19 protein-coding genes are annotated in these 25,309 nt (G+C 66.8%); 11 read left to right on the top strand and 8 right to left on the bottom strand.

Translation table 11 applies throughout. The features are described 5' to 3' along the window. The first annotated feature begins 17 nt into the window (after positions 1–17). The 4 genes from pilU to QO207_RS10000 all read left to right on the top strand — a co-directional run bounded on the left by pilU (position 18) and on the right by QO207_RS10000 (position 4,415). Positions 18–1,163, top strand: a complete 1,146-nt coding sequence (pilU, locus tag QO207_RS10015; protein WP_301532284.1) for a type IV pilus ATPase PilU — start codon at positions 18–20, stop codon at positions 1,161–1,163. Between the two features lie 78 nt (positions 1,164–1,241). Then, positions 1,242–1,646, top strand: coding sequence for a TM2 domain-containing protein (locus tag QO207_RS10010; protein ID WP_301532283.1), 405 nt, complete (start codon positions 1,242–1,244; stop codon positions 1,644–1,646). Between the two features lie 229 nt (positions 1,647–1,875). Beyond that, a complete protein-coding gene (locus QO207_RS10005) occupies positions 1,876–3,249 on the top strand; it encodes a cystathionine beta-synthase (RefSeq protein ID WP_301532282.1) in 1,374 nt (457 codons plus the stop codon). Beyond that, positions 3,246–4,415, top strand: coding sequence for a PLP-dependent aspartate aminotransferase family protein (locus QO207_RS10000; protein WP_301532281.1), 1,170 nt, complete (start codon positions 3,246–3,248; stop codon positions 4,413–4,415). The genes QO207_RS10005 and QO207_RS10000 overlap by 4 nt, the downstream gene beginning before the upstream one ends. A 193-nt stretch (positions 4,416–4,608) precedes the next feature. Here the strand turns inward: QO207_RS10000 and QO207_RS09995 are convergent, their stop codons facing one another. The 8 genes from QO207_RS09995 to gshB all read right to left on the bottom strand — a co-directional run bounded on the left by QO207_RS09995 (position 4,609) and on the right by gshB (position 11,021). Then, the gene (locus QO207_RS09995; protein WP_301532280.1) at positions 4,609–4,980 is read right to left on the bottom strand and encodes a hypothetical protein; all 372 of its coding nucleotides are present in this window, start codon (positions 4,978–4,980) and stop codon (positions 4,609–4,611) included. Positions 4,981–5,042: 62 nt separating this feature from the next. Continuing rightward, positions 5,043–6,314, bottom strand: coding sequence for a dihydroorotase (locus tag QO207_RS09990; RefSeq protein ID WP_301532279.1), 1,272 nt, complete (start codon positions 6,312–6,314; stop codon positions 5,043–5,045). Further along, positions 6,311–7,315: an aspartate carbamoyltransferase catalytic subunit gene (locus QO207_RS09985; RefSeq protein ID WP_301532278.1), complete on the bottom strand. Its 1,005-nt coding sequence runs from the start codon at positions 7,313–7,315 to the stop codon at positions 6,311–6,313. Before QO207_RS09985 ends, QO207_RS09990 begins: the two co-directional genes overlap by 4 nt. A 45-nt stretch (positions 7,316–7,360) precedes the next feature. Beyond that, the gene (gene pyrR / locus QO207_RS09980; protein ID WP_301532277.1) at positions 7,361–7,873 is read right to left on the bottom strand and encodes a bifunctional pyr operon transcriptional regulator/uracil phosphoribosyltransferase PyrR; all 513 of its coding nucleotides are present in this window, start codon (positions 7,871–7,873) and stop codon (positions 7,361–7,363) included. A gap of 158 nt (positions 7,874–8,031) precedes the next feature. Then, positions 8,032–8,469 carry a Holliday junction resolvase RuvX gene (gene ruvX / locus QO207_RS09975; RefSeq protein ID WP_253442713.1) on the bottom strand — a complete coding sequence of 146 codons (438 nt, stop codon included), beginning with the start codon at positions 8,467–8,469 and terminating at the stop codon, positions 8,032–8,034. Beyond that, positions 8,466–9,035: a YqgE/AlgH family protein gene (locus tag QO207_RS09970; RefSeq protein ID WP_236172735.1), complete on the bottom strand. Its 570-nt coding sequence runs from the start codon at positions 9,033–9,035 to the stop codon at positions 8,466–8,468. The genes ruvX and QO207_RS09970 overlap by 4 nt, the downstream gene beginning before the upstream one ends. A 75-nt stretch (positions 9,036–9,110) precedes the next feature. Next, entirely contained in the window at positions 9,111–10,004 is an 894-nt protein-coding gene (locus QO207_RS09965) for an energy transducer TonB (protein WP_301532276.1), read from the bottom strand. 54 nt (positions 10,005–10,058) lie between these two features. After that, positions 10,059–11,021 (bottom strand): glutathione synthase, encoded by a 963-nt coding sequence (gshB, locus tag QO207_RS09960; protein WP_301532275.1) that lies wholly within the window; start codon positions 11,019–11,021, stop codon positions 10,059–10,061. A gap of 281 nt (positions 11,022–11,302) precedes the next feature. Between gshB and pilG the strand changes: the two genes are divergently transcribed. The 7 genes from pilG (at position 11,303) to QO207_RS09925 (ending at position 25,299) form a co-directional block, all read left to right on the top strand. Then, positions 11,303–11,710 (top strand): twitching motility response regulator PilG, encoded by a 408-nt coding sequence (gene pilG / locus QO207_RS09955; RefSeq protein WP_015475142.1) that lies wholly within the window; start codon positions 11,303–11,305, stop codon positions 11,708–11,710. Positions 11,711–11,756: 46 nt separating this feature from the next. Beyond that, positions 11,757–12,122 (top strand): twitching motility response regulator PilH, encoded by a 366-nt coding sequence (pilH, locus tag QO207_RS09950; RefSeq protein WP_024766237.1) that lies wholly within the window; start codon positions 11,757–11,759, stop codon positions 12,120–12,122. A gap of 56 nt (positions 12,123–12,178) precedes the next feature. Continuing rightward, positions 12,179–12,715, top strand: a complete 537-nt coding sequence (locus tag QO207_RS09945; RefSeq protein WP_081519603.1) for a chemotaxis protein CheW — start codon at positions 12,179–12,181, stop codon at positions 12,713–12,715. Between the two features lie 83 nt (positions 12,716–12,798). Then, positions 12,799–14,847 carry a methyl-accepting chemotaxis protein gene (locus tag QO207_RS09940; protein WP_301532274.1) on the top strand — a complete coding sequence of 683 codons (2,049 nt, stop codon included), beginning with the start codon at positions 12,799–12,801 and terminating at the stop codon, positions 14,845–14,847. Positions 14,848–14,909: 62 nt separating this feature from the next. Then, entirely contained in the window at positions 14,910–15,773 is an 864-nt protein-coding gene (locus QO207_RS09935) for a protein-glutamate O-methyltransferase (protein ID WP_301532360.1), read from the top strand. Positions 15,774–15,797: 24 nt separating this feature from the next. After that, a complete protein-coding gene (locus QO207_RS09930; RefSeq protein WP_301532273.1) occupies positions 15,798–24,272 on the top strand; it encodes an Hpt domain-containing protein in 8,475 nt (2,824 codons plus the stop codon). Then, complete coding sequence (locus QO207_RS09925) at positions 24,265–25,299, top strand: chemotaxis protein CheB (protein WP_301532272.1); 1,035 nt, start codon at positions 24,265–24,267, stop codon at positions 25,297–25,299. Before QO207_RS09930 ends, QO207_RS09925 begins: the two co-directional genes overlap by 8 nt. Positions 25,300–25,309 lie beyond the last annotated feature (10 nt).

Below are 25,309 nucleotides of genomic sequence, written 5' to 3'. Positions count from 1 at the left end.
ACCCCGCGAGAACGAGCATGGAATTCGAGAAGCTGTTGCGCCTGATGGTGGAAAAGGGTGCCTCCGACCTCTTCGTCACGGCGGGCGTGCCGCCGTCGATGAAGGTCAATGGCAAGGTGCTGCCGGTCACCAAGACCGCGCTGTCGCCGGAGCAGACCCGCGAGACGGTGCTCTCGGTGATGAACGAGCAGCAGCGCCGCGACTTCGCCGAAAACCACGAATGCAACTTCGCCATCAGCGCGCGCGGCATCGGCCGTTTCCGCGTCAGCGCCTTCTACCAGCGCAACCTGGTGGGCATGGTGCTGCGTCGCATCGAGACCAGCATCCCGACCATCGACGACCTCAAGCTGCCGGAAATCCTCAAGAAGCTGGCGATGACCAAGCGCGGCCTGGTGATCTTCGTCGGCGCCACCGGTACCGGTAAATCCACCTCCCTGGCGGCGATGATCGGCTACCGCAACAAGAACTCCACCGGTCACATCATCTCCATCGAAGACCCCATCGAGTACATCCACCAGCACCAGGGCTGCATCGTCACCCAGCGCGAGGTGGGCCTGGATACCGACAGCTTCGAAGTGGCGCTGAAGAACACCCTGCGCCAGGCGCCGGACGTGATCATGATCGGCGAGGTACGCTCGCGCGAGACCATGGACCACGCCGTGGCCTTCGCCGAAACCGGCCACCTGTGCCTGGCGACCCTGCACGCCAACAACGCCAACCAGGCGCTGGAGCGGATCATCCACTTCTTCCCCGCCGACCGGCATGGGCAGGTGTGGATGGACCTGTCGCTGAACCTCAAGGCCATCGTCGCCCAGCAACTGGTGCCGACCCCGGACGGCAAGGGCCGCCGCGCGGTGATCGAAGTGCTGCTGAATACCCCGCTGGCTGCCGACCTGATCCGCAAGGGCGAGGTCCACGAGCTCAAGCCGCTGATGAAGCGCTCCACCGAGCAGGGCATGCAGACCTTCGACCAGGCGCTGTATCAGCTCTACACCCAGGGCGAGATCACCTACGAAGACGCGCTGGCCTACGCCGACTCGGCGAACGACCTGCGTCTGATGATCAAGCTGGGCTCGGAGACCGACGCCGACCACCTGAGCAGCATGACCAAGGGCCTGACCCTGGAGCTCAGCGACGACGATCCCAATCGCGGTTTCCGCTGATTCCGCCAGCCCGAGAAGCCCGCCCCGTGCGGGCTTTTCGTTTATGCTGGGTACCTTGAATCGCAACGGGAGAAAGGCATGTCCGCCAACCCTGATACCCACAGCAAGGTCATTGGCTACCTGCTGTGGATCTTCGGCTTTACCGGCTCGCACCGCTTCTATTACGGCAAGCCGATCACCGGCACCATCTGGTTCTTCACCCTCGGCCTGTTCTTCATCGGCTGGATCATCGACCTGTTCCTCATCCCCTCCATGGACGACGCGGCGGACCAGCGCTTTCGCGCCGGTGGCGTGGACTACAACGTCGCCTGGATCCTGCTGACCTTCCTCGGCGTGTTCGGCGTGCACCGGATGTACATGGGCAAGTGGATAACCGGGCTGATCTACCTGTGCACCGGTGGCCTGTTCTTCATCGGCGTGCTCTATGACTTCTGGACGCTGAACAGCCAGATTTCCGAGCGCAACGGGCCGCAGCGCATCTGATCCTTCTCTTGTAGGAGCGAGCTTGCTCGCGAACAGGCCCAGCCTCGACGCTCGGTATGTTCGCGAGCAAGCTCGCTCCTACAGCTAATGCCGTACCTTTCGCGCACCGTCTGCCCCGCCGTCTTTCGTCGCGCCGCCTGGCGCGAGCTGTGCCGCCCGCCTAAGGTCAGGAGGACAGTAGCAGGCGCCGCCGGGCGATCCCCGTGGCGCCGCAGAAGGAGTGGCTGCCATGAGCAACGAATCCCGCCCTGCCGTACTCGACCTGATCGGCAATACCCCCATGGTCCGCGTGACACGCTTCGATACCGGACCCTGCACCCTGTTCCTCAAGCTCGAATCGCAGAACCCCGGCGGCTCCATCAAGGACCGTATCGGCGTCGCCATGATCGAAGCCGCCGAGCGCGACGGCCGGCTCAAACCCGGCGGCGTGATTGTCGAAGCCACTGCCGGCAACACCGGCCTGGGCCTGGCGCTGGTGGGGCGCGCCAAGGGCTACCGGGTGGTGCTGGTGGTGCCGGACAAGATGTCCACCGAGAAGGTCCTGCACCTGCGCGCCATGGGCGCCGAAGTGCACATCACCCGCTCCGACGTCGGCAAGGGCCATCCCGAGTACTACCAGGACGTCGCCGCGCGATTGGCGAAAGACCTGCCCGACGCCTTCTTCGCCGACCAGTTCAACAACCCCGCCAACCCGCTGGCCCACGAGACCGGCACCGCCCCGGAAATCTGGGCGCAGACCGGCCATGATCTCGACGCTGTGGTGGTCGGTGTCGGCTCCGCCGGCACGCTCACCGGCCTCACGCGCTTCTTCCAGAAGGTCCAGCCCGAGCTGGAAATGGTCCTGGCCGACCCGGTCGGCTCGATCATGGCCGAGTACTCCCGCTCCGGCGCCATCGGCACGCCCGGCTCCTGGGCAGTAGAGGGGATTGGCGAGGACTTCGTACCTTCGATTGCCGACCTCTCCAGCGTGCGCCACGCCTACTCGATCAGCGACGAAGAGAGCTTCGCCACCGCCCGCGAGCTGCTGCGCAACGAAGGCATCGCCGCCGGCTCCTCCACCGGCACGCTGCTGGCCGCCGCGCTGCGCTTCTGCCGCGAGCAGAAGGAACCCAAGCGCGTGGTCAGCCTGGTCTGCGACACCGGCACGCGCTACCTGTCGAAGATCTACAACGACCAGTGGATGACCGACCAGGGCCTGCTGCAACGCAAGCGCTACGGTGACCTGCGCGACATCATCGCGCGGCGCTTCGAGGAGGGCCGGGTGGTCAGCGTCGGCCCCGGCGACACCCTGCTCACTGCCTTCCAGCGCATGCGCCTGGCGGACATCTCCCAGCTCCCCGTGCTCGACGGCAAGCGCCTGGTGGGCGTGATCGACGAGTCCGACATCCTCATGGGCGTGCATGACGACCCGGCGCACTACCGCTGCGAAGTCTCCAGCGCCATGAGCGACGCCCCGGAAACCCTCGCCCCCGGCGCCAGCCTCGCCGAGCTGGAAGCCGTACTCGGCCGCGGCCTGGTGGCGATCATCGCCGACGCCTCGGGCTTCCATGGCCTGATCACCAGATTCGACCTGCTCAACCACCTGCGGAGGATCCTCCCATGAGTCAGCACGACGACCGCCTCGGTTTCGCCACCCGCGTGATCCACGCCGGGCAGGAGCCGGACCCGTCCACCGGGGCGATCATGCCGCCGATCTACGCCAACTCCACCTACCGCCAGGAAAGTCCCGGCGTGCACAAGGGGCTGGACTACGGTCGCTCGCACAACCCCACGCGCTGGGCGCTGGAGCGCTGCGTGGCGGACCTGGAGGGCGGCAGCAAGGCGTTCGCCTTCGCTTCCGGGCTGGCGGCTATCTCGGCAGTGCTGGAGTTGCTCGATGCCGGCTCGCACATCGTCTCCGGCAACGACCTCTACGGCGGCACCTTCCGCCTGTTCGAGCGGGTGCGCCGGCGTAGCGCCGGGCACGACTTCCATTTCGCCGATTTGGCCCAGCCCGGTGCCCTGGAAGCGGCGCTGACCGAAAAGACGCGCATGGTCTGGGTGGAAACCCCGAGCAACCCGCTCCTGCGCCTGACCGATCTCGCCGCCATCGCCCGTACCTGCCGCGAGCGCGGCATCCTCTGCGTGGCCGACAACACCTTCGCCAGCCCCTACGTGCAGCGCCCGCTGGACCTGGGCTTCGATATCGTCGTGCACTCCACCACCAAGTACCTCAATGGCCACTCTGACGTCATCGGCGGCATCGCCATCGTCGGCGACAACCCCGACCTCGCCGAGCGCCTGGGCTTCCTGCAGAACTCGGTGGGCGCCATCGCCGGCCCGTTCGACGCCTTCCTCACCCTGCGCGGGGTGAAGACCCTGGCCCTGCGTATGGAGCGCCACTGCGCCAATGCCCTGGAGCTGGCCAAGTGGCTGGAGCAGCAGCCACAGGTGAAGCGCGTGTATTACCCCGGCTTGGCCTCGCACCCGCAGCACGAACTGGCGCGCACGCAGATGAAGGGCTTCGGCGGGATGATCTCGCTGGACCTGGACACCGACCTCGCCGGCTCGCGGCGCTTCCTGGAGAACGTCCAGCTGTTCGCTCTGGCGGAGAGCCTGGGCGGCGTAGAAAGCCTGATCGAGCACCCGGCGATCATGACCCACGCCAGCATCCCGCCGGAGAACCGCGCGGCGCTCGGCATCGGCGATTCGCTGATTCGCCTGTCAGTGGGGGTGGAGGACGTTGAAGACCTGCGCGCCGACCTCGCCAAGGCCCTGGCGATGATCTGAACCGTGGCGCATTTGTAGGATGGCGTGGAGCGAAGCGATACCCATCAACCGCGGCACCGCCAGCATGGGTATCGCTCCGCTCCACCCATCCTACTTTGAAGCTCCCGGTAGGAGCGGACCTTGTCCGCGAAGTCGTGCCGACACTGCGGAATGCCCAAGGCGTGGAGCGTCTAACCGTTCGCGGCTATACGCTCTACCCTTCAAGATTGTGGGAGTGGTAGAGGCCGTATCGCTGCTGCATGTGCAGCTCGAATGACTCCGGCCCCTGAATTTCCCAGTAGGAAGAGTCCACTGCCGTCAGGGTGCAGATTGGCTGTCCCGCGATGAGGGCGGTGAACTCGCCATCTATCGTCTGGTAGATGCCTTGGTACAGCGCCCAGAATTCGGCATTACTCAGCTCCAGCCCGTCCTTGGAAAGATGCTCGATCTCCAGGGCTCGATCGCCGGAGCACCAGTCAATGCGGATGCGCCAGGTTTCGATGGCGGGAAGGTGCGACAGGTCTTCCGCGAACGTCCGCATGTCGTTCAGTTCGTTGCGCGGGCCGTGCTGGGGGATGGTTACCATGAAGTGCTTCCGTTCGTGAAAAGCCCGCCAATCGGCGGGCTTTTTCATGGGGCAGCGCAGCGTTACACCGCGTGGACGATGTGCCCGTCCACCAGGGTGCAGCGCACCACGCCCGGCAGGCAGTGACCGAGGAATGGGCAGTTCTGGCCGCGGGAGAGCCAGGTTTCGCCCGCCAGGGTCTGGCCGTCGGCTTCGAACAGCACCACGTCGGCTGCCGCACCTACGGCCAGCTTGCCGGCCGGCAGGCGCAGGGCGGCGGCCGGGCCGCTGGAGAGGCGGGCGAGCAGGGTCGGCAGGTCGAGCAGGCCGTCCTGTACCAGGGTCATGGCCAGCGGCAGCAGCAGTTCGACGCTGCTGATGCCCGGGTCGGTCGCGGCGAACGGGGCGTTCTTGGCGTCCTGCTCGTGGGGCTGGTGGTGGCTGGCGATGGCCTGGATCACGCCGCTCTTCACCGCTTCGCGCAGGGCGTCGCGGTCCTTGCGTGAGCGCAGCGGCGGCTGCACGTGGTACAGGCTGGAGAAGTCCGCCAGCGCCTCGTCGGTGAGAATCAGCTGGTACAGCGCCACGTCGGCAGTGACCGGCAGGCCGCGGGCCTGGGCCTGGGCGATCATCTCGACGCCACGGGCGCTGGTCAGCTGGCTGAAGTGCGCCCGCACGCCGGACTGTTCCACCAGCAGCAGGTTGCGCGCCAGGGCTACGGTTTCGGCGGTTTCCGGAATGCCGGCGAGGCCGCGGAAGCTGGCAGTCGGGCCTTCGTGGGCGATGCCATCGGCGGCCAGTTCGGCATCCTGGGAGGTGAACACCACGGTCAGGTCGAAGGTCGCTGCGTATTCCAGCGAGCGCAGCAGTACGCGGTTGCTCGCCATCGGCGCCAGGCCGTTGGTGAAGGCCACGCAGCCGGCGTCGCGCAGGGCGACCAGCTCGGACAGCTGCTCGCCGGCCAGGCCCTTGGTCAGCGCGCCGATGGGGAACACCTTGGCGTTGCCGGCTTCGCGGGCGCGGTCGAGGATCAGCTCGGCGACGGCGGAGGTGTCCAGCACCGGCTTGGTCTGCGGCGGGAAGCACAGGCTGGTGACGCCACCGGCAGCGGCGGCGCGGGTTTCGCTTTCGATGCTGCCCTTGCGGCTGTAGCCCGGCTCGCGCAGGGCGACGCTCAGGTCCACCAGGCCGGGCGCGGCGATCAGGCCGGCGGCGTCGATTTCCTGGGCGGCGTGGAAGCCTTGCGGGGCTTCACCGACGGCGACGATGCGGCCGGCCTCGATGTGCAGGTCGCAGACCTGGTCCAGGCCGCTGGCCGGGTCGATCAGGTGGGCGCCACGAATACTGACGGTCATTGCGCGTCCTCCTGTTCCAGCTGGCGTTGGGCGTTCTGGCCGCTCATGGCCATGGACAGCACGGCCATGCGGATGGCGATGCCGTAGGTGACCTGGTTGAGGATCACCGACTGTTCGCCGTCGGCCACGGCGGAGTCGATCTCCACGCCGCGGTTGATCGGGCCGGGGTGCATGACGATGGCGTCGGGCTTGGCCAGCTTGAGGCGCTTCTGGGTCAGGCCGTAGAGCTTGAAGAACTCGCCTTCGCTGGGCAGCAGGCCGCCGGCCATGCGCTCGCGCTGCAGGCGCAGCATGATCACCACGTCGACGTCCTTCAGGCCTTCGTCGGCGTTGGTGAACACCTTCACCCCGTACTGCTCTTCCAGGCCTACCGGCAGCAGGGTGCGCGGGGCGATGACGCGGATGTTCGGGCAGCCCAGGGTCTTCAGCGCCAGCATGTCCGAGCGCGCCACCCGCGAGTGCAGGATGTCGCCGACGATAGCCACCGAGAGGTTCTCGAAGCTGCCCTTGTGGCGGCGGATGGTGAGCATGTCGAGCATGCCCTGGGTCGGGTGGCCGTGGCGGCCGTCGCCGCCGTTGATCACGGCAACGTTGGGGCTGACGTGCTCGGCGATGAAGTGCGCGGCGCCTGAGTCGCTGTGGCGCACGACGAACATGTCGGCAGCCATGGCTTCGAGGTTGCGCAGGGTGTCGGTGAGCGTCTCGCCCTTGCTGGTCGAGGAGGTCGATACGTTCAGCGAGATGACGTCGGCGGACAGGCGCTGGGCGGCCAGCTCGAAGGTGGTGCGGGTGCGAGTGGAGTTCTCGAAGAACACGTTGCACACGGTCTTGCCGCGCAGCAGCGGGACCTTCTTCACCGCGCGGGCGCCGACTTCGAGGAAGGAGTCGGCGGTATCGAGGATTTCAGTCAGCAGTTCGCGGGACAACCCGTCGAGCGAGAGGAAGTGGCGCAGCTGGCCCAGATCGTTGAGCTGCAGCGGGCGCTTGGCGTCGGTCGGCATGTGGCAGGCCCTGAAAGTTGGGGGTGGAGGTCCGGGCGCGCGAAGTTACAGCGCGGTGCTGAGAAGCGTGCGCTCGAGGACGAGTGGTGCGGGACCGCGCAATTTTACCCGCTCGTTGGGTGCCAGGGACAGGGTTTCGCCGACGATATCCGGGCGAATGGGCAGCTCGCGCTTGTTCAGGTCCACCAGGCTGACCAGGGTCACGCTGGCCGGGCGACCGTAGTCGAACAGCTCGTTGAGCGCGGCACGAATGGTCCGGCCGCTCATCAGCACGTCGTCCACCAGGACCAGGTGCTGGCCGTCGATCTCGAACGGCAGTTCCGACGGACGGACCTGCGGGTGCAGGCCGCTGCGGCTGAAATCGTCGCGGTAGAAGGACACGTCGAGGATGCCGAGGATCTCCTCGCTGCCCAGTGCCTTGAGCAGTTCCTGAGCGACCCAGATGCCGCCGGTGTGGATGCCGACGAAGCGCGGCGAGTCGATCCCGCGCTGCGCCAGGTAGTTGCGCAGGTCGGTGGCCATGCGGGGGATGAGTTCGGCGGGGCTGGGCAGGGTCATGACGTCTCCGGTTCGGTTGGCGAGGCCACCCGGCGCGGGCGGCCATCGGGGCGGACCGCTTCCGCGAAGGAATGGTCCGGCAAGCTTAGTGGCTTTCGCTGCGCTGGCGCTGCTTCAGGTCAAGGACGCTGCGGCCGCGGCAGGCAGAGGGCCAGGGATCAGGCGGGGGCGTTGTCGGCCAGCCAGCCCTCCAGCAGCAGGGCGGCGGCCAGGGCGTCCACCGGGCGTTCACGGTAACCATCGCGCTGGCCCTGGGCCAGGCGCTCGCCCTTGGCGGCGTAAGTGGTCAGGCGTTCGTCGTGGGTGTGCACCGGCAGGTTGTAGCGGCCGTGCAGGCGGCGGGCGAATTTCTCGGCGCGCTCGCTCATGTCGCTGGGAGTGCCGTCCATGTTCAGCGGCAGGCCGACGACGATGGCGTCGGGCTGCCATTCCTTGATCAGGGCTTCGACGCGGTTCCAGTCCGGCACGCCGTTCTGCGCCTTGAGCACGCAGAGTTCGCGGGCCTGGCCGGTGATGGCCTGGCCGACGGCGACGCCGATCTGTTTGGTGCCGTAGTCGAAGCCAAGCAGCAGGCGCAGGGGTTTGCTCGACATCAGGCGTGTCCGGCCTGGGCGGTGAGCAGGCTGAGGTTGACCCCTAGGCGCTCGGCAGCGGCCGACAGGCGCTGCTCGGCCGGCACCTCGAAGAGCACCGCCGGGTCGGCGGGGCAGGTCAGCCAGGCGTTGTCGGCGAGTTCCGCTTCCAGCTGGCCGGCTTCCCAGCCGGCGTAGCCGAGGGTGATCAGGTGCTGCGCCGGGCCGCTGCCATCGGCGATGGCGAACAGCACGTCCTGGGAGGTGGACAGCGACAGCTCGCCCAGCTCCAGGGTGGCCTGGTAGCTGCGCCCGGCGGGGTGCAGGACGAAGCCGCGGTCGGTCTGTACCGGGCCGCCGTTATAGATGGTCATGCCCTGGCAGCGCACCGGCGGCAGTTCGTCCGGGCGCAGTTGTTCGAGCACGTCGGCAAGGCTCAGGCCGCTGGGGCGGTTGATGATCAGGCCCATGGCGCCCTGCTCGTTGTGTTCCACGAGGTAGGTCACCGTCTGGGCGAAATTGGAGTCCGCCATGTGCGGCATGGCGATCAGGAAATGGTGCTTGAGGTAGCTGGCGGCTGTGCTTTTCATGCCGGCTAGTGTCAGGCCTGGGGCGCAAAGGGACAAGACTTGAAAGTGTCACCGGACGCCACAGGTGCGGCCGGCTTACTTGCTGGAGAGGCGGTCGCCGCGCTCGAAGCGCCAGGTGCGGATGATTTCCAGGCGGTCGATGTCGTTGAGGTCGCCGGAGAACGGCGCGAAGGGCGCGGCCAGGCGCACGATGCGCTGGGCGGCCTGGTCGAGCAGGGGCTGGCCGGAGGATTCCAGGACCTGCACTTCATACAGCGAACCGTCGCGATTGATCGACACCAGCAGCCGCAGGCTGCCGTAGATGCGCTGGCGACGAGCTTCGTCCGGGTAGTTGAGGTTGCCGATGCGCTCGATCTTCTTGCGCCATTCCTCTTTATACCAGGCGCCCTTGTCGCGCATGGTCGAGGCGGCGCTCAGGCGGTGGATGCGTGGGCGCTTGGCGTAGGCCTGCTGGTCGCGGGCGAGGTCGGCTTCGAGGCTGGAGATTTCCGCCGAGAGCTGGGCGGAGTCGAACTGCGGCGCGGGCTTGGCGACGGTCTCGGCCTTGGGCGTCTGCTGCTTGGTCTGCACCTTGTCCGGGCGCGGGCTGCGGGTGGCGACGGCGGCCTTGGGCGCCTCCGGGCTCTTGGCCTGGCGCGGCGTGGCGGGCGGGGCGACCTTCTTCACCTCGGTGTCCTGGAAGGGCGCCTGTTCGGTGGTCTTGGGGATCGCCTTGTGTTCCAGGGTGCCGCTGCCCTGCTGGTTCATCTGCGCGAGGTAGTCGGCCTTTTCCGGGGCCTTGTCGCTCTTGAAACTGGCCAGGGTGATTTCCAGCGTCTTGCTCAGCTGGCTGGGCATCGGCATGGTGAAGCCCACGCCGAGCAGCACGGCAACGTGCAGGATGGCCGCAATGAACAGGGTGAAACCCAGACGGTCCGCCGGACGTACGCCGGAGGACACGGGGAAGTCTTGGTGGGTTGCAGCGTTCATTGCGGGTCACTGGGCCAAAGTGGGCGAGAGTCTGCCGACGAGGCTTATAAAAGTCTATGACGCACTGCGCGCCTTGAGCTTTTCGTCGATGACTGCCATCAGCCTCTCACCGATGCGGGTGTCATAGGCCGCGTCGATCTCGCGGATGCAGGTCGGGCTGGTGACGTTGATCTCGGTGAGGTTCTCGCCGATCACGTCGAGGCCGACGAACAGCAGGCCGCGCTTGCGCAGTTCCGGGCCGACCTGTGCGGCGATCCAGCGGTCGCGCTCGGTCAGCGGCTGGGCCACGCCACGGCCGCCGGCAGCGAGGTTGCCGCGGGTCTCGCCCTGCGCCGGGATGCGCGCCAGGCAGTATTCCACCGGCTCGCCGTCGATCATCAGGATGCGCTTGTCGCCGTCCTTGATGGCCGGCAGGTAGCGCTGCGCCATCACCTGCTCCTGGCCGTGGCGGGTCAGGGTCTCGAGGATCACCGAGAGGTTCGGGTCGCCTTCGCGGTGGCGGAAGATCATCGATCCGCCCATGCCATCCAGGGGTTTGAGAATGATGTCACGATGCTGTGATGCAAACTCGCGCAGAATGTCGGACCGGCGGCTCACCACCGTCGGTGGCGCACATTGCGGGAAGAGGGTGGCGAAGTACTTCTCGTTGCAGTCACGCAGGCTCTGCGGCTTGTTGACCACGAGGGTGCCGGCGGCTTCGGCCTGCTCCAGCAGGTAAGTGGAGTAGACGAACTCGTTGTCGAAGGGCGGGTCCTTGCGCATCAGGATCACGTCCAGCTCCGACAGCGGCTGGTCGACTTCGTCTTGCAGTTCGAACCAGTGGGCCGGATCGTAGAACACCTTGAGCGGGCGCATGCGACCGCGGGCGACGTTCTCCTTCTGGTAGAGGTCCTGCTGTTCCATATAGAACAGCTCCCAGCCACGGGCCTGGGCAGCCAGCAGCATCGCCAGCGAACTGTCCTTCTTGAAGCTGATCTGCGCGATGGGGTCCATCACGATCCCGAGGCGTACGCTCATGGATGTCCTCCTGGGGGAATATCCGGGGGCTTGGGGCTGCGACTCGAAGCCGCGCCGCAAAGGCTGAAAAGGGACGCTCAGGGTGGCGCTGGATGTGCGCTCGGTCAAGGAAAAAGCCTGCGCGTTCGGGGTCTTATGGCCTGGATTTGCTGGGCGTGGTAAAGATTCTGACGATTGTGGTAAAAGGTTCCCACGATTGGGTCGCAGCCCGACGGTGGCAGGGCGCTTGCGCACTGAAATAAAAAGCGGAAAAACGACTCACCGAGATGGTAAGGGCGAACATGGAACAGCATTCCGACGGTTTGAAAGTAATGGTGATCGACGATTCCAAGACGATTCGTCGCACGGCTGAAACCCTGCTGAAGAAAGTCGGCTGCGATGTCATTACGGCCATCGACGGCTTCGACGCGCTGGCCAAGATCGCCGATACCCATCCCAGCATCATCTTCGTCGACATCATGATGCCGCGCCTGGATGGCTATCAGACCTGCGCCCTGATCAAGAACAACAGTGCATTCAAATCCACGCCGGTGATCATGCTGTCCTCCAAGGACGGCCTGTTCGACAAGGCCAAGGGTCGCATCGTCGGTTCCGATCAGTACCTCACCAAGCCTTTCAGCAAGGAAGAACTGCTCGGCGCGATCAAGACCCATGTGCCCGACTTCACCCCGGTGGAGCACGCTTCCTGAAGTCCGGCGCCTGCGCCGGTGACGCCTATTCCGTATGGGGACCACAATGGCTCGAATTCTGATTGTTGATGACTCGCCGACCGAGATGTACAAGCTGACCGCGATGCTGGAAAAGCACTCGCACCAGGTACTCAAGGCCGAAAACGGCGCCGATGGCGTGGCCCTGGCTCGCCAGGAGAAACCCGACGTCGTCCTGATGGACATCGTCATGCCCGGCCTGAACGGCTTCCAGGCGACCCGTCAGCTGTCCAAGGACCCGGAAACCAGCGCGATTCCGGTGATCATCGTCACCACCAAGGACCAGGAGACCGACAAGGTCTGGGGCAAGCGCCAGGGCGCTCGCGACTACCTGACCAAGCCGGTGGACGAAGAGACGCTGCTCAAGACCATCAATTCGGTGCTGGCCGGCTGATCCAGCCCGTCTGCACGTACTGCACATAATTATTAGAGAAGAAGGCCAGGGCCGGCATGGCGGAAGTCCAGAGTCCTTTCGAGGTTCTCGTCCAGATCGATCAGCGCTGTCGGCAGCTGGCTGCGGGCCTGCCCGCCCAGCGCGAGGTGGTGCAGAGCTGGAACGGCATCGGCTTTCGCATGGCGGGACGCCTGTTCGTTGCACCCATGGGGGAGGTCGGCGAGGTTCTTCACGAACCCCGCTACACACTGCTGCCCGGCGTCCGTGACTGGGTGAAGGGGGTCGCCAACGTGCGCGGCCGCCTGTTGCCGATCATGGACCTGTGCGGCTTCCTCGGCGCGGAGCTTTCGCCTCTGCGCAAACAGCGGCGTGTGCTCGTCGTGGAATACCAGGAAGTCTTCGCCGGCCTCATCGTCGATGAGGTATTCGGCATGCAGCACTTCCCGGTGGACACCTTCTCCGAGCAGCTGCCGCCCCTCGAAGCGGTCCTGCAGCCCTTTATCCATGGCGTCTTCCATCGGGAGCAACCCTGGCTCGTGTTCAGCCCGCATGCGCTGGCTCAACATCCGGGGTTCCTCGACGTCGCCAGCTAGAGTTTGACCGGTTGGGCCGGCATTGCCGGCCCTTGTTGTGACATGGAAACCGTAATCGTGGTGGGTCCAGGCGGGGGCCGAATATGAAAAATATAAAGGCAGGCAGTCTTTTCTCGGGCGCGCGCAGCAGCTCGCTGATCCTCGGACTCTTCGTGGTCCTGATCGTGGCGATCGTCTTGCTGTTCGCGAACTTCGCTTACCTCAACACCCAGGCGAACCACGACAAGCAGTACATCGGCCACGCCGGCGAGCTGCGCGTGCTGTCCCAGCGTATTGCCAAGAACGCCACCGAAGCGGCGGCGGGCAAGGCGGAGGCGTTCAAGCTGCTGAAAGAGGCGCGCAACGACTTCGAGAAGCGCTGGAACATCCTCACCAAGGGTGACGAGACTACCGGCCTGCCGCCGAGCCCGGCTTCGGTACAACCGCAGATGGCGGACGTACAGAAGGACTGGGACACCCTGCGCAAGAACGCCGACTCCATCCTCGCCAGCGAACAGACCGTACTGTCCCTGCACCAGGTAGCCGCGACCCTCGCCGAAACCATCCCGCAGCTGCAGGTGGAGTACGAAGAGGTCGTCGACATCCTGCTGGAAAACGGTGCCCCGGCCGACCAGGTTGCGGTAGCCCAGCGCCAGTCGCTGCTGGCCGAACGTATCCTCGGCTCGGTGAACAAGGTACTGGCCGGCGACGAGAACTCCGTGCAGGCCGCCGACAGCTTCGGCCGTGACGCCAGCCTCTTCGGCCGCGTACTCAAGGGCATGAAGGAAGGCAACGCGGCGATGAGCATCTCCAAGGTGACCAACGCCGAAGCGGTGGACCGCCTCAACGAGATCGCCGAACTCTTTGAATTCGTCTCCGGCTCGGTGGACGAAATCCTCGAGACCTCGCCGGAACTGTTCCAGGTCCGGGAAGCTGCCAACACCATCTTCGGTGGCTCGCAGACCCTGCTGGACAAGGCTTCCAGCCTCGCCGACGGCTTCGAGAACCTGGCCGAGGGCCGGGTCTTCAACCAGGTCGCCAGCGTGGCCCTGGGCATCATCGTGCTGGGCGCGATCATCCTCATCGGTCTGGTGATGGTGCGTGAAACCAACCGCCGACTGGCCGAGACCGCCGAGAAGAACGAACGTAACCAGGCGGCGATTCTGCGACTGCTCGACGAAATCGCCGACCTCGCCGACGGCGACCTGACGGTGGCCGCGACGGTAACCGAGGACTTCACCGGTGCCATCGCGGACTCCATCAACTACTCCATCGACCAGCTCCGCGAGCTGGTGGAAACCATCAACCTGACCGCCGTGCAGGTGGCCGCCGCCGCCCAGGAAACCCAGGCCACCGCCATGCACCTGGCCGAGGCTTCCGAGCACCAGGCCCAGGAAATCGCCGGCGCCTCCGCCGCGATCAACGAAATGGCCGTGTCCATTGACCAGGTATCGGCGAACGCCTCCGAGTCCTCGGCGGTAGCGGAACGTTCCGTAGCCATCGCCAACAAGGGCAACGAAGTGGTGCACAACACCATCACCGGCATGGACAACATCCGTGAGCAGATCCAGGACACCTCGAAGCGGATCAAGCGCCTCGGTGAATCGTCCCAGGAGATCGGTGACATCGTAAGCCTGATCAACGACATTGCCGACCAGACCAACATCCTCGCCCTGAACGCCGCGATCCAGGCGTCCATGGCGGGCGACGCGGGCCGCGGCTTCGCCGTGGTAGCGGACGAAGTACAGCGCCTGGCGGAACGTTCCTCCGCTGCGACCAAGCAGATCGAGGCGCTGGTGAAGACCATTCAGACCGACACCAACGAAGCGGTGATCTCGATGGAACAGACCACCTCCGAGGTGGTTCGTGGTGCCCGCCTGGCGCAGGACGCCGGTGTGTCGCTGGAAGAGATCGAGAAGGTATCCAAGACCCTGGCAGCGTTGATCCAGAACATCTCCAACGCCGCCCGTCAGCAGGCCTCCTCCGCCGGCCACATTTCCAACACCATGAACGTGATCCAGGAGATCACCTCGCAGACCTCCGCCGGTACCACCGCCACCGCGCGCAGCATTGGCAACCTGGCCAAGATGGCCGGCGAGATGCGTCACTCCGTATCCGGCTTCAAACTGCCGGACATCGCCGAACAGGCCTGAGCAGAGGAGGTGCGCTGCTCTTCACCGGGTAGCGCATGACAGTCTTGAGCGAGGGGCGCGACATGCAGGCAAGTGGCGTCTGGTCGTTGCAGCCGTTGGCCGACATGTCGGCCGCGGACTTCCGCGACTGGCAGGCACTGTTGGAAGACCGCACCGGCGTCGTGGTCAACGAGCAACGCCGTGCCTTCCTGCAGACCAGCCTGGGCGCGCGGATGCGCGAACTGGGCATAGCCGACTACGGCACCTATTACCGCCAGGTCACCGACGGCCCGCGCGGCGCCGTGGAGTGGTCGAACCTGCTGGATCGCCTCACCGTTCAGGAAACCCGTTTCTTTCGCCACCAGGCATCCTTCGAAGTGCTGGAGAGCTACCTGCAGCAGCGCCTCGAACAGGTCGGCCCGAGCCGGCCACTGGCCTTGTGGAGCGTCGGCTGTTCCAGCGGTGAGGAGCCTTACTCCCTCGCCATGGTGACGGCCAAGGTGCTGGAATCGGCCGGCCTCGCCCCGCTGTTCGGGGTGACCGGTACCGATATCAGCCTGAATGCCCTGAATCGCGCTCGCGAGGCCCGCTACGCGCCGCGCAAGCTGGAAGACATCGACCCTGAACTGGTCACGCGCTACTTCAGCGCGCAGGATGACGGTCGATACGCAGTGATACCCGATCTCGCCGGGCGCGTCTGTTGCACCCGGCTGAATGTGCTGGAACTGGCCAAGGCGCCAATGTCCGGCATGGACGTGATTTTTTGCCAGAACCTGCTGATCTATTTCCGCCGCTGGCGGCGGCGGGAAATCCTCAATCGCCTGGCCGAGCGCCTGGCGGTGGGGGGACTGCTGGTGATCGGTGTGGGCGAGGTGGCCGACTGGCAGCACCCGCTCCTCGAACCGGTCGCCGATGAGCGCGTTCTGGCCTTTACCCGGAAGGGATGACACAGACACATGAGTGGAGTGGCTATGGGTGATCGGCACGATTATGTCGCCCTGGAATGGGTAAAAGGCGAGATTGCCGAAACGCTCAAGCAGGCGCGGCAGGCCCTCGAATCCTACGTCGAGAATCCCCAGGACCCGACGCGGATGGGCTTTTGCCTGGCCTATATCCACCAGGTGCGCGGCACGCTGCAGATGGTGGAGTTCTATGGCGCGGCCCTGCTCGCCGAGGAGATGGAATACCTCGCCCAGGCGCTGATCGACGGCAAGGTCTCCAGCCACAGCGAAGCGCTGGAAGTGCTGATGCAGGCCATCCTGCAGCTGCCGGCCTACCTGGAACGCATCCAGAGCGCCCGCCGCGACCTGCCGATGGTCGTGCTGCCGCTGCTCAACGACCTGCGTACCGCCCGCGGCGAGAAGCTGCTGTCGGAAACCAGCCTGTTCTCCCCCGACCTCTCCCAGACCTCCCCGGTGCTGCCGGTGGACGCCCTGGCGCGCCTGCGCACCGCCGAACTGCCGGCGCTGCTGCGCAAGCTGCGGCAGATGCTGCAGGTCGCCCTGGTCGGCGTCATCCGCAACCAGGACCTGCCGACCAACCTGGGCTACCTGGCGCGCGTTTTCGCCCGCCTGGAATCCCTGTGCAAGGACGCTCCGCTGGGCCGCCTGTGGGTGATCGCCTCGGCCATGGTCGAAGGCCTGGCCAACGGCAGCATCGCCAACGGCACCTCGGTGCGTAACCTGCTGCGCCAGGTCGACCGCGAATTCAAGCGCCTGGTCGACGAAGGCGCCGACGCCATGAACCAGCCGGCGCCGGACGAACTGATCAAGAACCTGCTGTTCTACGTCGCCAAGGCCTCCGACCAGTCGCCGCGCGTGCGTGCGGTGAAGGACGAGTACCGCCTGGACGATGCCCTGCCGGGCGCCGCCCTGGTGGACGAGGAACGCGCCCGTCTCGCCGGCCCCGACCGTGACGCCATGCGCTCGGTCGTCGGCGCGCTGTGCGAGGAGCTGGTGCGGGTCAAGGACAGCCTCGACCTGTTCGTGCGCAGCGACCGCAGCGGCGTCAGCGAACTGGGCGGGCTGCTGGCGCCGCTCAAGCAGATCGCCGATACCCTCGCCGTGCTGGGCTTCGGCCAGCCGCGCAAGGTCATCCTCGACCAGATCGACGTGGTCAGCGCGCTCGCCCACGGCCAGCGCCAGCCCAACGACGCGACCCTGATGGATGTCGCCGGGGCACTGCTGTACGTCGAAGCCACCCTGGCCGGCATGGTCGGCCCGAGCGAAGAGCCGGGCAGCGAAGAGAACGTCCTGCCGACCACCGACGTCGAGCAGATCCACCAGGTGGTGATCAAGGAAGCGCGCAATGGCCTGGAACTGGCCAAGGACGCGATCATCGAGTTCATCGCCTCGCAGTGGAACCATGAGCACCTGGCCCGCGTGCCGGAACTGCTGACCCAGGTTCGCGGCGGCCTGGCGATGATCTCCCAGGAACGTGCGGCGAAACTGCTGGAAAACTGCAATCGCTACATCCAGGAACAACTGCTGGTGCGCCAGGCCGTGCCGGACTGGCACAGCCTGGACACCCTGGCCGACGCCATCACCAGCGTCGAGTACTACCTCGAACGTCTGTCCGAGGACCACAGCACCCAGGGCGACGTGATCCTCGACGTCGCCGAGGAGAGCCTGGACAGCCTCGGCTACTCGCTCAAACCGCGTCCGTCGATCCTCGACGCCGAGCCGGCCACCCATGTGCCCGCGCCGCTGGACAACCCGCTGGACGAGATCGACGTGCTGGCCGCCGAGCCGCTGGCCGAGCCGACCGAAGCTGTGCCGGTGGAAGAAGTCCCGGAATTGGCTGCACCGGTGGAGATCGGCGACAGCCTGGAGCCTGCTGCCGTCGACGAACCCCAGGCCGAGCTGGCCCAGTTCGAAGCGGCTGAAAGCCAAGCGCTGGAAGCTGAACCGGTTGCGCCGCAATCCGACGAATTCGTCCTCGACCTCGCCGACCTCGATACGCCCAAGGCCGCCGAGAGCCAAGACAGCTTCACCTTCGAAACCCTGGAACCGCTGGTCGAGCCGACCGCGCCGCAGGACGCGTTCGAGCTGCCGAGCGACCTCGGCGCCAACACCGAAGCCGAATCAGAAGCAGAAGTGCAGCCCACCGCCGAAGCCAAGCAGAGCTTCAGCTTCGAACCCCTGGAACTGGACAGCGGCCTGCCGGCCACCGAGCCGAGCGCCGACCTGGGCGCCTGGACCCTCGACGATATCGAGCCGCTGGCTGCGGCACCCGAGCTACCGGCCGCGACCCTGGAGCCGGAAAGCCTCAGCTGGGACATCGAGCTGGAGCCCGCCGCACCGATCACCGACACCACCCTGGCCGACGAAGGCTGGTCGCTGGACGACAGCCACAAGGTCGACAGCATCGAGTTCAGCCTGGAAACGCTGGAAGAAACTCCCGCGCAGCCGCTCAGCGACGAGCTGAGCTGGAGCCTGGACGACGCCGCTCCGCTGGCGGATGCGCCGCTGGTCGAGACCGCGCAGGTCGAGACCACATTGCCCGCCGCCGAATCCTGGGAACCGCTGGACCTTTCCGCGCCCCAGAGCGAAGCACCGGCCACCGCGCTCGACCTGAGCGACGACTTCAGCAGCCTGTCGCCGCTGGACGCCGCCCCTGCCGCGGTGGACGAGCTGACCTGGGACATGCAGCCGGTCGCCCCGGCCGCCGAGCCAGGCGCCGAGGAAGACTGGTTCAGCGTCGACCTGAGCAAGCCGGCCAACGAAGCGCCGGCGCCTTCCCTGGAGTTGGACGAAAGCTTCGCCAGCCTGGAGAGCGCCGAGCCTGCGCCGCTGGCAAACCTGGACTCGATGGATGAGCTGAGCTTCGACGCCCAGCCCGTCTCCGCCGAACTGGGCGCCGCCGAAAGCGAGCTGGTCAGCGACGACAACTGGACCCTGGGCGAGTTGAACGAGCCGGGCGCACTGGAGGCTGGCGTCGACCTGAGCCTCGACGCGCCGCTGGAACCGCTGGAGCTGGAGCCGCTGGCCAACGCCGAGCTGCCCGCCGTCCAGGCCGAGGCCTGGAGCGAAGCGAACATCGCCGACCTGGAGCTGCCGGAAGTCGAGCTGCCCAGCCCGCCGGCCGAGCCCGAGCCGGTCACCGAGGCAGCGGCCAAGCCGCTGTCCCTGGCCGAAGTCATGGCCGCCCCGGTGCAGGCGATCAATCCGCCGGCCCAGGACGTCCCGCCGAGCCTGCTGCCGCCGCCTGCCGACGAAAAACCGATCGACGAAGAGCTGCGCGAAGTCTTCATCGAGGAAGCCGGTGAAGTGCTGGAAACCATCGGCGAGCACCTGCCGACCTGGCTGGCCAGCACCGACGACCGCGAGTCGCTCACCGAAATCCGCCGCGCCTTCCACACCCTCAAGGGCAGTGGCCGCATGGTCCGCGCGCTGGTGATCGGCGAGCTGGCCTGGTCCATCGAAAACCTGCTCAACCGCGTGCTCGACCGCAGCATCGCCGCCTCGCCTGCCGTGCTGCAGGTGGTGCAGGATGTGGTCGCGCTGATGCCCGAACTGGTCGAGGAATACGCCGCCAGCGCCCAGCGCCAGCGTGACGACGTCGACCGCCTGGCCGCAACCGCCCATGCCCTGGCCAAGGGGCAGCCGGTGCCGCCGCCCGGTGGCGGGCTGCCTGAATCGGCGCCGTCGGTGGAAGACATCAGCCCCGAGCTGGCGGATGTCGAGGACATCGCCGCGCAAGCGGCCAACGAAGGCCTCGACGAGAGCCTCGATCCGCAGCTGCTGGAAATCTTCCGCAACGAGGCGGAAACCCACCTGGAAACCCTGGTCGGCTTCCTCGCCGATTGCGCGCAGCAGCTGCCGCAGCCGGTGACCGACGACCTGCAGCGCGCCCTGCACACGCTCAAGGGCAGCGCGCACATGGCCGGCATCCTGCCGATCGCCGAAATCGCCACGCCGCTGGAGCGGCTGGTGAAGGAATTCAAGACCAACCTGCTGCAGGTCGACCTGCGCGAGGCCGAGCTGCTGCACGCCGCCGAAGGCCTGTTCCGCGTCGGCCTCGACCAGCTCGTCGAAGGCCGCCCGCTGGCGCCCATCGAAGGCAGCCCGGAGCTGCTGGCGCGCATCGCGCAGATTCACCAGGAGCGCCTGGAAGCCGCCGAGGCCAAGCGTCGCGGCGAAAGCGGCGAGGGCAGCGGCAACGACCCGCACCTGATCGGCATGTTCCTCGCCGAGGGCATGGACATCCTGCTCGACGCCGAGGACCTGCTGCGCCGCTGGCGCGAGCACCCGCAGGAGCGCCAGGAACTGGGCGCCCTGTATGACGAACTGGAAACCCTCAGCCGCGGCGCACAGATGGCCGAGCTGCCGCAGATGGCGGAGCTCGCCGACGCGCTGCTGGCCGTCTACGGCGCCGTGCGTGAGGGCCGCCTGGAGACTGGCGAGGTCTTCTTCTCCACCGCCGAGACCGCCCACGAAGCGCTGATCGGCATGATGGACCAGGTGGCCGCCGCCCTGCAGGTGAGCGCACAGCCGGAACAGGTCGAAGCGCTGCATCGCCTGCTCGACGCCCCGGCCCCGGAGCACGCCCCGGCACAGCCGCAGGAGGCGCTGGACGTCGAGTTCGTCGACCTGGAAAACCTCACCGCCGAGGACTTCCCCGCCGAGGACGACGAGTTCCTCATCGACGGTCGCCCGGTGGACGACGACAACCTGCCCGACGGCCTGAACTGGTCGCCGCGCAACGACCACGACGGCGCGCCGCGACACGCCGCCGACGATGACGACGAAGACGTCATCACCGCCGAGACCCCGCACGCCCACCCGGCGCCGCAGCAACCGCCGCGGGCGCTGGACGAGGAAATGGTGGCGATCTTCCTCGAAGAGGCCGTGGACATCCTGGACAACGCCGGCCAGGCGCTGGACCAGTGGCTGGCCTCGCCCGAAGGTCTTGCCGCGCTCTCGACCCTGCAGCGCGACCTGCACACCCTCAAGGGTGGCGCGCGCATGGCGGAAATCCGCGAGATCGGCGACCTCTCCCACGAACTCGAATCGCTTTACGAAGGCCTGCTGGACCATCGCTTCCAGCACAGCCAGCCGCTGGGCGACCTGCTGCGTACCTGCCACGACCGCCTGGCGACCCAGCTCGACCAGTTGCAGGCCGGCCAGGCGCTGACCGACCCGGCCGACTTGGTGCAGACCATTCGCACCTTCCGCCAGAACCCGGCTGCCGGCCTTGCCGCGCCCCAGGCCCTGGCTGCCCAGCCGCAGCTGGACGCCGTGGCTGAAGATGACGAAGCCCTCGAACTGCCGCAACTCAGCGAAGACGACATCGAGCTGGAGCTGCCCGCCGAGGCGGAATCGCAAGCCGAGGCCGCCGAAGGATCCGAAGCTGCTGCTGAACTCAGCGAGCTGGAAGCCACCGAATTGGAAGGCCTCGAGCTGGACAGCGGTGACCTGGACAACATCGAGCCGGACAGCAGCGTCACCGAAGCAGCGGCCGAGCCGGAAGCAGACGACGCCGAGCTGCAAGCCTTCCTCGAAGAAGCCGAGGCCGAAGTTGCCGACGGGCAGCTGGCCGCAGCGGAAATCGTCGAGCCAGCCGCTGCCCCTGCCGCACCCGTGGTGCAGGACAGCGAGTACGAGCTGGACGAAGACCGCGATCCGGAGCTGGTGGAAATCTTCCTCGAAGAAGCCTTCGACATCCTCGAAAGCTCCTCCGGCGCCCTCCATCGCTGGATGGAAAACCCCGACAACAGCGTCGAGCTGGAAGCGCTGCAACGCGACCTGCACACCCTCAAGGGTGGCGCGCGGATGGCCGAGATCCGCCCCATCGGCGACCTCGCCCACGAACTGGAATTCCTCTACGAAGGCCTCTGCGGCGGGCGCCTGCGCGCCAGCCCGACGCTCTTCGAGCTGCTCCAGCGTTGCCACGACCGTCTCGCCGAGATGCTCGAAGCCGTCCAACAGCATCGCCGGGTGCCGGGAGGTGAATCGCTGATCGACGCGATCCGCCGATTTCGCGCCAACCCCGAAGAACAACTGAGCATCCCCAGCAGCGTCAGCCTGCAGGCGATCAGCTCCAGCCCGTCCGTGGCAGAAGGCCCGGAAGCCGACATCCTGGATATCTTCCTGGAAGAGGCCGACGACCTGCTCGAAGGCATGGAACAGGCCCTGGGCCGCTGGGACGCCGAACGTGAGAACGGCGCGCTGGACGAGCTGCTGCGCATCCTCCACACCCTCAAGGGCGGTGCGCGCCTGGCTGGTCAGTCCAGCCTCGGCGACCTCGCCCACGACCTCGAACAGCACCTGGGCGAAGCCCAGCAACAGGGCGCGCCCTGGCCGGAAAGCCTGCTGCTGGACGTGCAGTCCGGCTTCGAAGGGTTGCAGGCCGAGGTCGACCAGCTGCGTCTGCACCTGGGCGAAGTCGAGGTTTTCGACAACCAGCCCGAAGACATCCACGTCGAGGCACCGGTCGAACAGCCGGCCCCGGTGAGCCTGCCGGTACTGCCGGAAGCCATCATGGCCGCCGCCGTGCCGCAGCGTATCGACGCGCCGGTGGTGCTGCCGTTCGTGCGCCGCGCCCAGGAAGCCGCCCAGGAAGCCGCCGCGCGCCGCGCGCCGCAGGAACTGGTGAAGGTGCCCGCGCAACTGCTCGAAGGCCTGGTCAACCTGGCCGGTGAGACCTCGATCTTCCGTGGCCGCGTCGAGCAGCAGGTGAGCGACGTCGGTTCGACCCTGGGCGAGATGGATGCCACCATCGAGCGGGTACGCGACCAGCTGCGCCGCCTCGATACCGAGACCCAGGCGCAAATTCTCTCGCGCCACCAGGCCGACGCCGACCGCGCCGGCTATGAAGATTTCGACCCGCTGGAAATGGACCGCTACTCGCAGCTGCAGCAGCTCTCCCGCGCGCTGTTCGAGTCCGCCTCCGACCTGTTCGACCTGAAGGAAACCCTCGCCGCCAAGAACCGCGACGCCGAGACCCTGCTGCTGCAACAGGCGCGGGTCAACACCGAGCTGCAGGAAGGCCTGATGCGCACCCGCATGGTGCCCTTCGACCGCCTGGTGCCGCGCCTGCGCCGCATCGTCCGCCAGGTGGCGAGCGAGCTGGGCAAGCAGGTCGAGTTCGTGGTCAGCAACGCCGAAGGTGAGATGGACCGTACCGTGCTCGAACGCATCGTCGCGCCGCTGGAGCACATGCTGCGCAACGCCGTCGACCACGGCATCGAGTCCGGCGACGCGCGCCGCAGCGCCGGCAAGCCGGAGCAGGGCACCATCCGCCTGACCCTCGGCCGCGAAGGCGGCGACATCCTCCTGACCCTGGCCGACGATGGCGCCGGTATCCGTCTCGAAGCGGTGCGGCGCAAGGCCATCGAGCGCGGCCTGATGACCGCGGACAGCGAGCTGAACGACCACGAGGTGCTGCAGTTCATCCTCGAGGCCGGCTTCAGTACCGCCGAGAAGGTCACGCAGATTTCCGGCCGTGGCGTGGGCATGGACGTGGTGAACTCCGAGGTGAAACAGCTCGGCGGTTCCATGAGCATTCACTCTGCCGTCGGCGAAGGCACTCGCTTCGACATCCGCCTGCCATTCACCGTGTCGGTGAACCGCGCGCTGATGGTGCTCTCCGGCGAAGACCTGTATGCCCTGCCGCTGAACACCATCGAAGGCATCGTGCGGGTCTCCCCGTACGAGCTGGAAGCGCTCTACGAACAGGCTGCCGCCGACGAAACCGGCGCCGCGCCGCGCTTCGAGTACGCCGGCCAGAGCTACGAACTGAAATACCTGGGCGACCTGCTCAACAACGGCCAGCATCCCAAGCTGGTCGGCCAGTCGCTGCCGTTGCCGGTGATCCTGGTGCGCTCGGCGGACCACGCCGTGGCGGTGCAGGTCGACGCCCTGGCCGGCTCGCGCGAGATCGTGGTGAAGAGCCTCGGCACGCAGTTCGCCGGCGTCAGCGGCATCTCCGGCGCGACCATCCTCGGTGACGGTCGCGTGGTGGTGATTCTCGACCTGCTGGCGACTATTCGCGTGCTCCACGCCCAGCTCATCCAGCACGTGCCGCGCCGCCAGCTGGCCGGCCCGAGCGTGGCGGAGATCGAGCACCAGCGCCCGACCCTGGTCATGGTGGTGGACGACTCGGTCACCGTGCGCAAGGTCACCAGCCGCCTGCTGGAGCGCAACGGCATGAACGTGCTCACCGCCAAGGACGGGGTGGACGCCATCGCCCAGCTGCAGGAGCACAAGCCCGACATCATGCTGCTGGACATCGAGATGCCGCGCATGGACGGTTTCGAGGTGGCCACCCTGGTGCGCCACGATGAACAGCTGAAGGACCTGCCGATCATCATGATTACCTCCCGTACCGGCGAGAAGCACCGCGACCGCGCCCTGGCCATCGGCGTCAACCAGTACCTGGGCAAGCCGTACCAGGAATCCGAGCTGCTGGAGAGCATCCAGCAGCTGGTGAAATCCCATGTCTGAGCAGAGCACGCCGCGTATCGCGGTGATCGCCGACACCTCGCTGCAGCGCCACGTGCTGGCGCAAGCTTTGGCCGGCCATGGCTACCAAGTGGTGCTCAACGCCGACCCGGCGCGCCTTGAGAGCGAGCAACTGGACGCCTGCGAGACCGACCTGTGGCTGGTGGACCTGGCCCAGCAGGAGGACTCGCCGCTGGTGGACAACCTGCTGGAACAGTCGCGGGTGCCGGTGCTGTTCGGCGAGGGCCACGCGCCGGAGCGGCACTCCGAACATTATCCGCGCTGGGAACGCCGGCTGGTGTCCAAGCTGCGCAAGCTGGTGGGCGACCCCAGCGCTGGCGTCGGCCGCAGCCTGGCTGCGCTGCTCGACGAAGCGCAGCGGCCGACCCGCGTGGCGCTGCCTGACGACCTCGCCGCTTCCCCGCTGAAGGCTGGCGAACCGGCCGCGCAGGTCTGGCTGCTGGCCGCCTCGCTGGGTGGCCCGGCCGCGGTGAAGACCTTCCTCGATGCGCTGCCCGGCGGCCTGCCGGTGGGCTTCCTGTATGCCCAGCACATCGATCCTTCCTTCGAGGCCAACCTGCCGCAAGCCGTCGGCCGCCACAGCCAGTGGCACGTCAACAGCGTGCGCGACGGCGACCCGGTGCGCTGCGGCGAAGTGGTGGTGGTGCCGATCAGCCGCGAGCTGGGCTTCGATGATTCAGCGCGCATGCGCGTGGAAGATCGCAGCTGGCCCGAGCCCTACAGCCCGTCCATCGACCAGATGATGCTCAACCTCGCCCAGCAGTACGGCGATCGTTGCGGCGTGATCGTGTTCAGCGGCATGTGCAGCGACGGCAGCGCCGCCGCCGCCTACGTGCGCCGCCAGGGCGCGCCGATCTGGACCCAGCGCGCCGACAGCTGCGCCTGCTCGAGCATGCCCGACAGCCTGCGCGAAGGCGGCTACAGCCTCTTCACCGGCGACCCTCGCGAACTCGCGGCGGCGCTGGTCAATCACCTTGCCGAACAATGCGTCGGCGCAGTCACCCAGTGAGATAAGGCCC

This window comes from Pseudomonas sp. CAN1, from assembly GCF_030462585.1.
Taxonomy (GTDB): domain Bacteria; phylum Pseudomonadota; class Gammaproteobacteria; order Pseudomonadales; family Pseudomonadaceae; genus Pseudomonas.
The sequence above is the reverse complement of the archived record's forward strand: the minus strand, read 5'-3'. Positions and strand labels throughout refer to the sequence as shown.

Excerpts from the sequence above, each read along its gene's own strand:
- pilG (WP_015475142.1), top strand. The coding sequence starts at position 11,303 with ATGGAACAGCATTCCGACGGTTTGAAAGTAATGGTGATCGACGATTCC.
- pilH (WP_024766237.1), top strand. The coding sequence starts at position 11,757 with ATGGCTCGAATTCTGATTGTTGATGACTCGCCGACCGAGATGTACAAG.
- QO207_RS09995 (WP_301532280.1), bottom strand. The coding sequence starts at position 4,980 with ATGGTAACCATCCCCCAGCACGGCCCGCGCAACGAACTGAACGACATG.
- gshB (WP_301532275.1), bottom strand. The coding sequence starts at position 11,021 with ATGAGCGTACGCCTCGGGATCGTGATGGACCCCATCGCGCAGATCAGC.
- QO207_RS10005 (WP_301532282.1), top strand. The coding sequence starts at position 1,876 with ATGAGCAACGAATCCCGCCCTGCCGTACTCGACCTGATCGGCAATACC.
- QO207_RS09990 (WP_301532279.1), bottom strand. The coding sequence starts at position 6,314 with ATGACCGTCAGTATTCGTGGCGCCCACCTGATCGACCCGGCCAGCGGC.
- pyrR (WP_301532277.1), bottom strand. The coding sequence starts at position 7,873 with ATGACCCTGCCCAGCCCCGCCGAACTCATCCCCCGCATGGCCACCGAC.
- QO207_RS09970 (WP_236172735.1), bottom strand. The coding sequence starts at position 9,035 with ATGAAAAGCACAGCCGCCAGCTACCTCAAGCACCATTTCCTGATCGCC.
- QO207_RS09965 (WP_301532276.1), bottom strand. The coding sequence starts at position 10,004 with ATGAACGCTGCAACCCACCAAGACTTCCCCGTGTCCTCCGGCGTACGT.
- QO207_RS09925 (WP_301532272.1), top strand. The coding sequence starts at position 24,265 with ATGTCTGAGCAGAGCACGCCGCGTATCGCGGTGATCGCCGACACCTCG.
- QO207_RS09985 (WP_301532278.1), bottom strand. The coding sequence starts at position 7,315 with ATGCCGACCGACGCCAAGCGCCCGCTGCAGCTCAACGATCTGGGCCAG.
- pilU (WP_301532284.1), top strand. The coding sequence starts at position 18 with ATGGAATTCGAGAAGCTGTTGCGCCTGATGGTGGAAAAGGGTGCCTCC.
- QO207_RS09935 (WP_301532360.1), top strand. The coding sequence starts at position 14,910 with ATGCAGGCAAGTGGCGTCTGGTCGTTGCAGCCGTTGGCCGACATGTCG.
- QO207_RS10000 (WP_301532281.1), top strand. The coding sequence starts at position 3,246 with ATGAGTCAGCACGACGACCGCCTCGGTTTCGCCACCCGCGTGATCCAC.
- QO207_RS10010 (WP_301532283.1), top strand. The coding sequence starts at position 1,242 with ATGTCCGCCAACCCTGATACCCACAGCAAGGTCATTGGCTACCTGCTG.
- QO207_RS09945 (WP_081519603.1), top strand. The coding sequence starts at position 12,179 with ATGGCGGAAGTCCAGAGTCCTTTCGAGGTTCTCGTCCAGATCGATCAG.
- QO207_RS09940 (WP_301532274.1), top strand. The coding sequence starts at position 12,799 with ATGAAAAATATAAAGGCAGGCAGTCTTTTCTCGGGCGCGCGCAGCAGC.
- QO207_RS09930 (WP_301532273.1), top strand. The coding sequence starts at position 15,798 with ATGGGTGATCGGCACGATTATGTCGCCCTGGAATGGGTAAAAGGCGAG.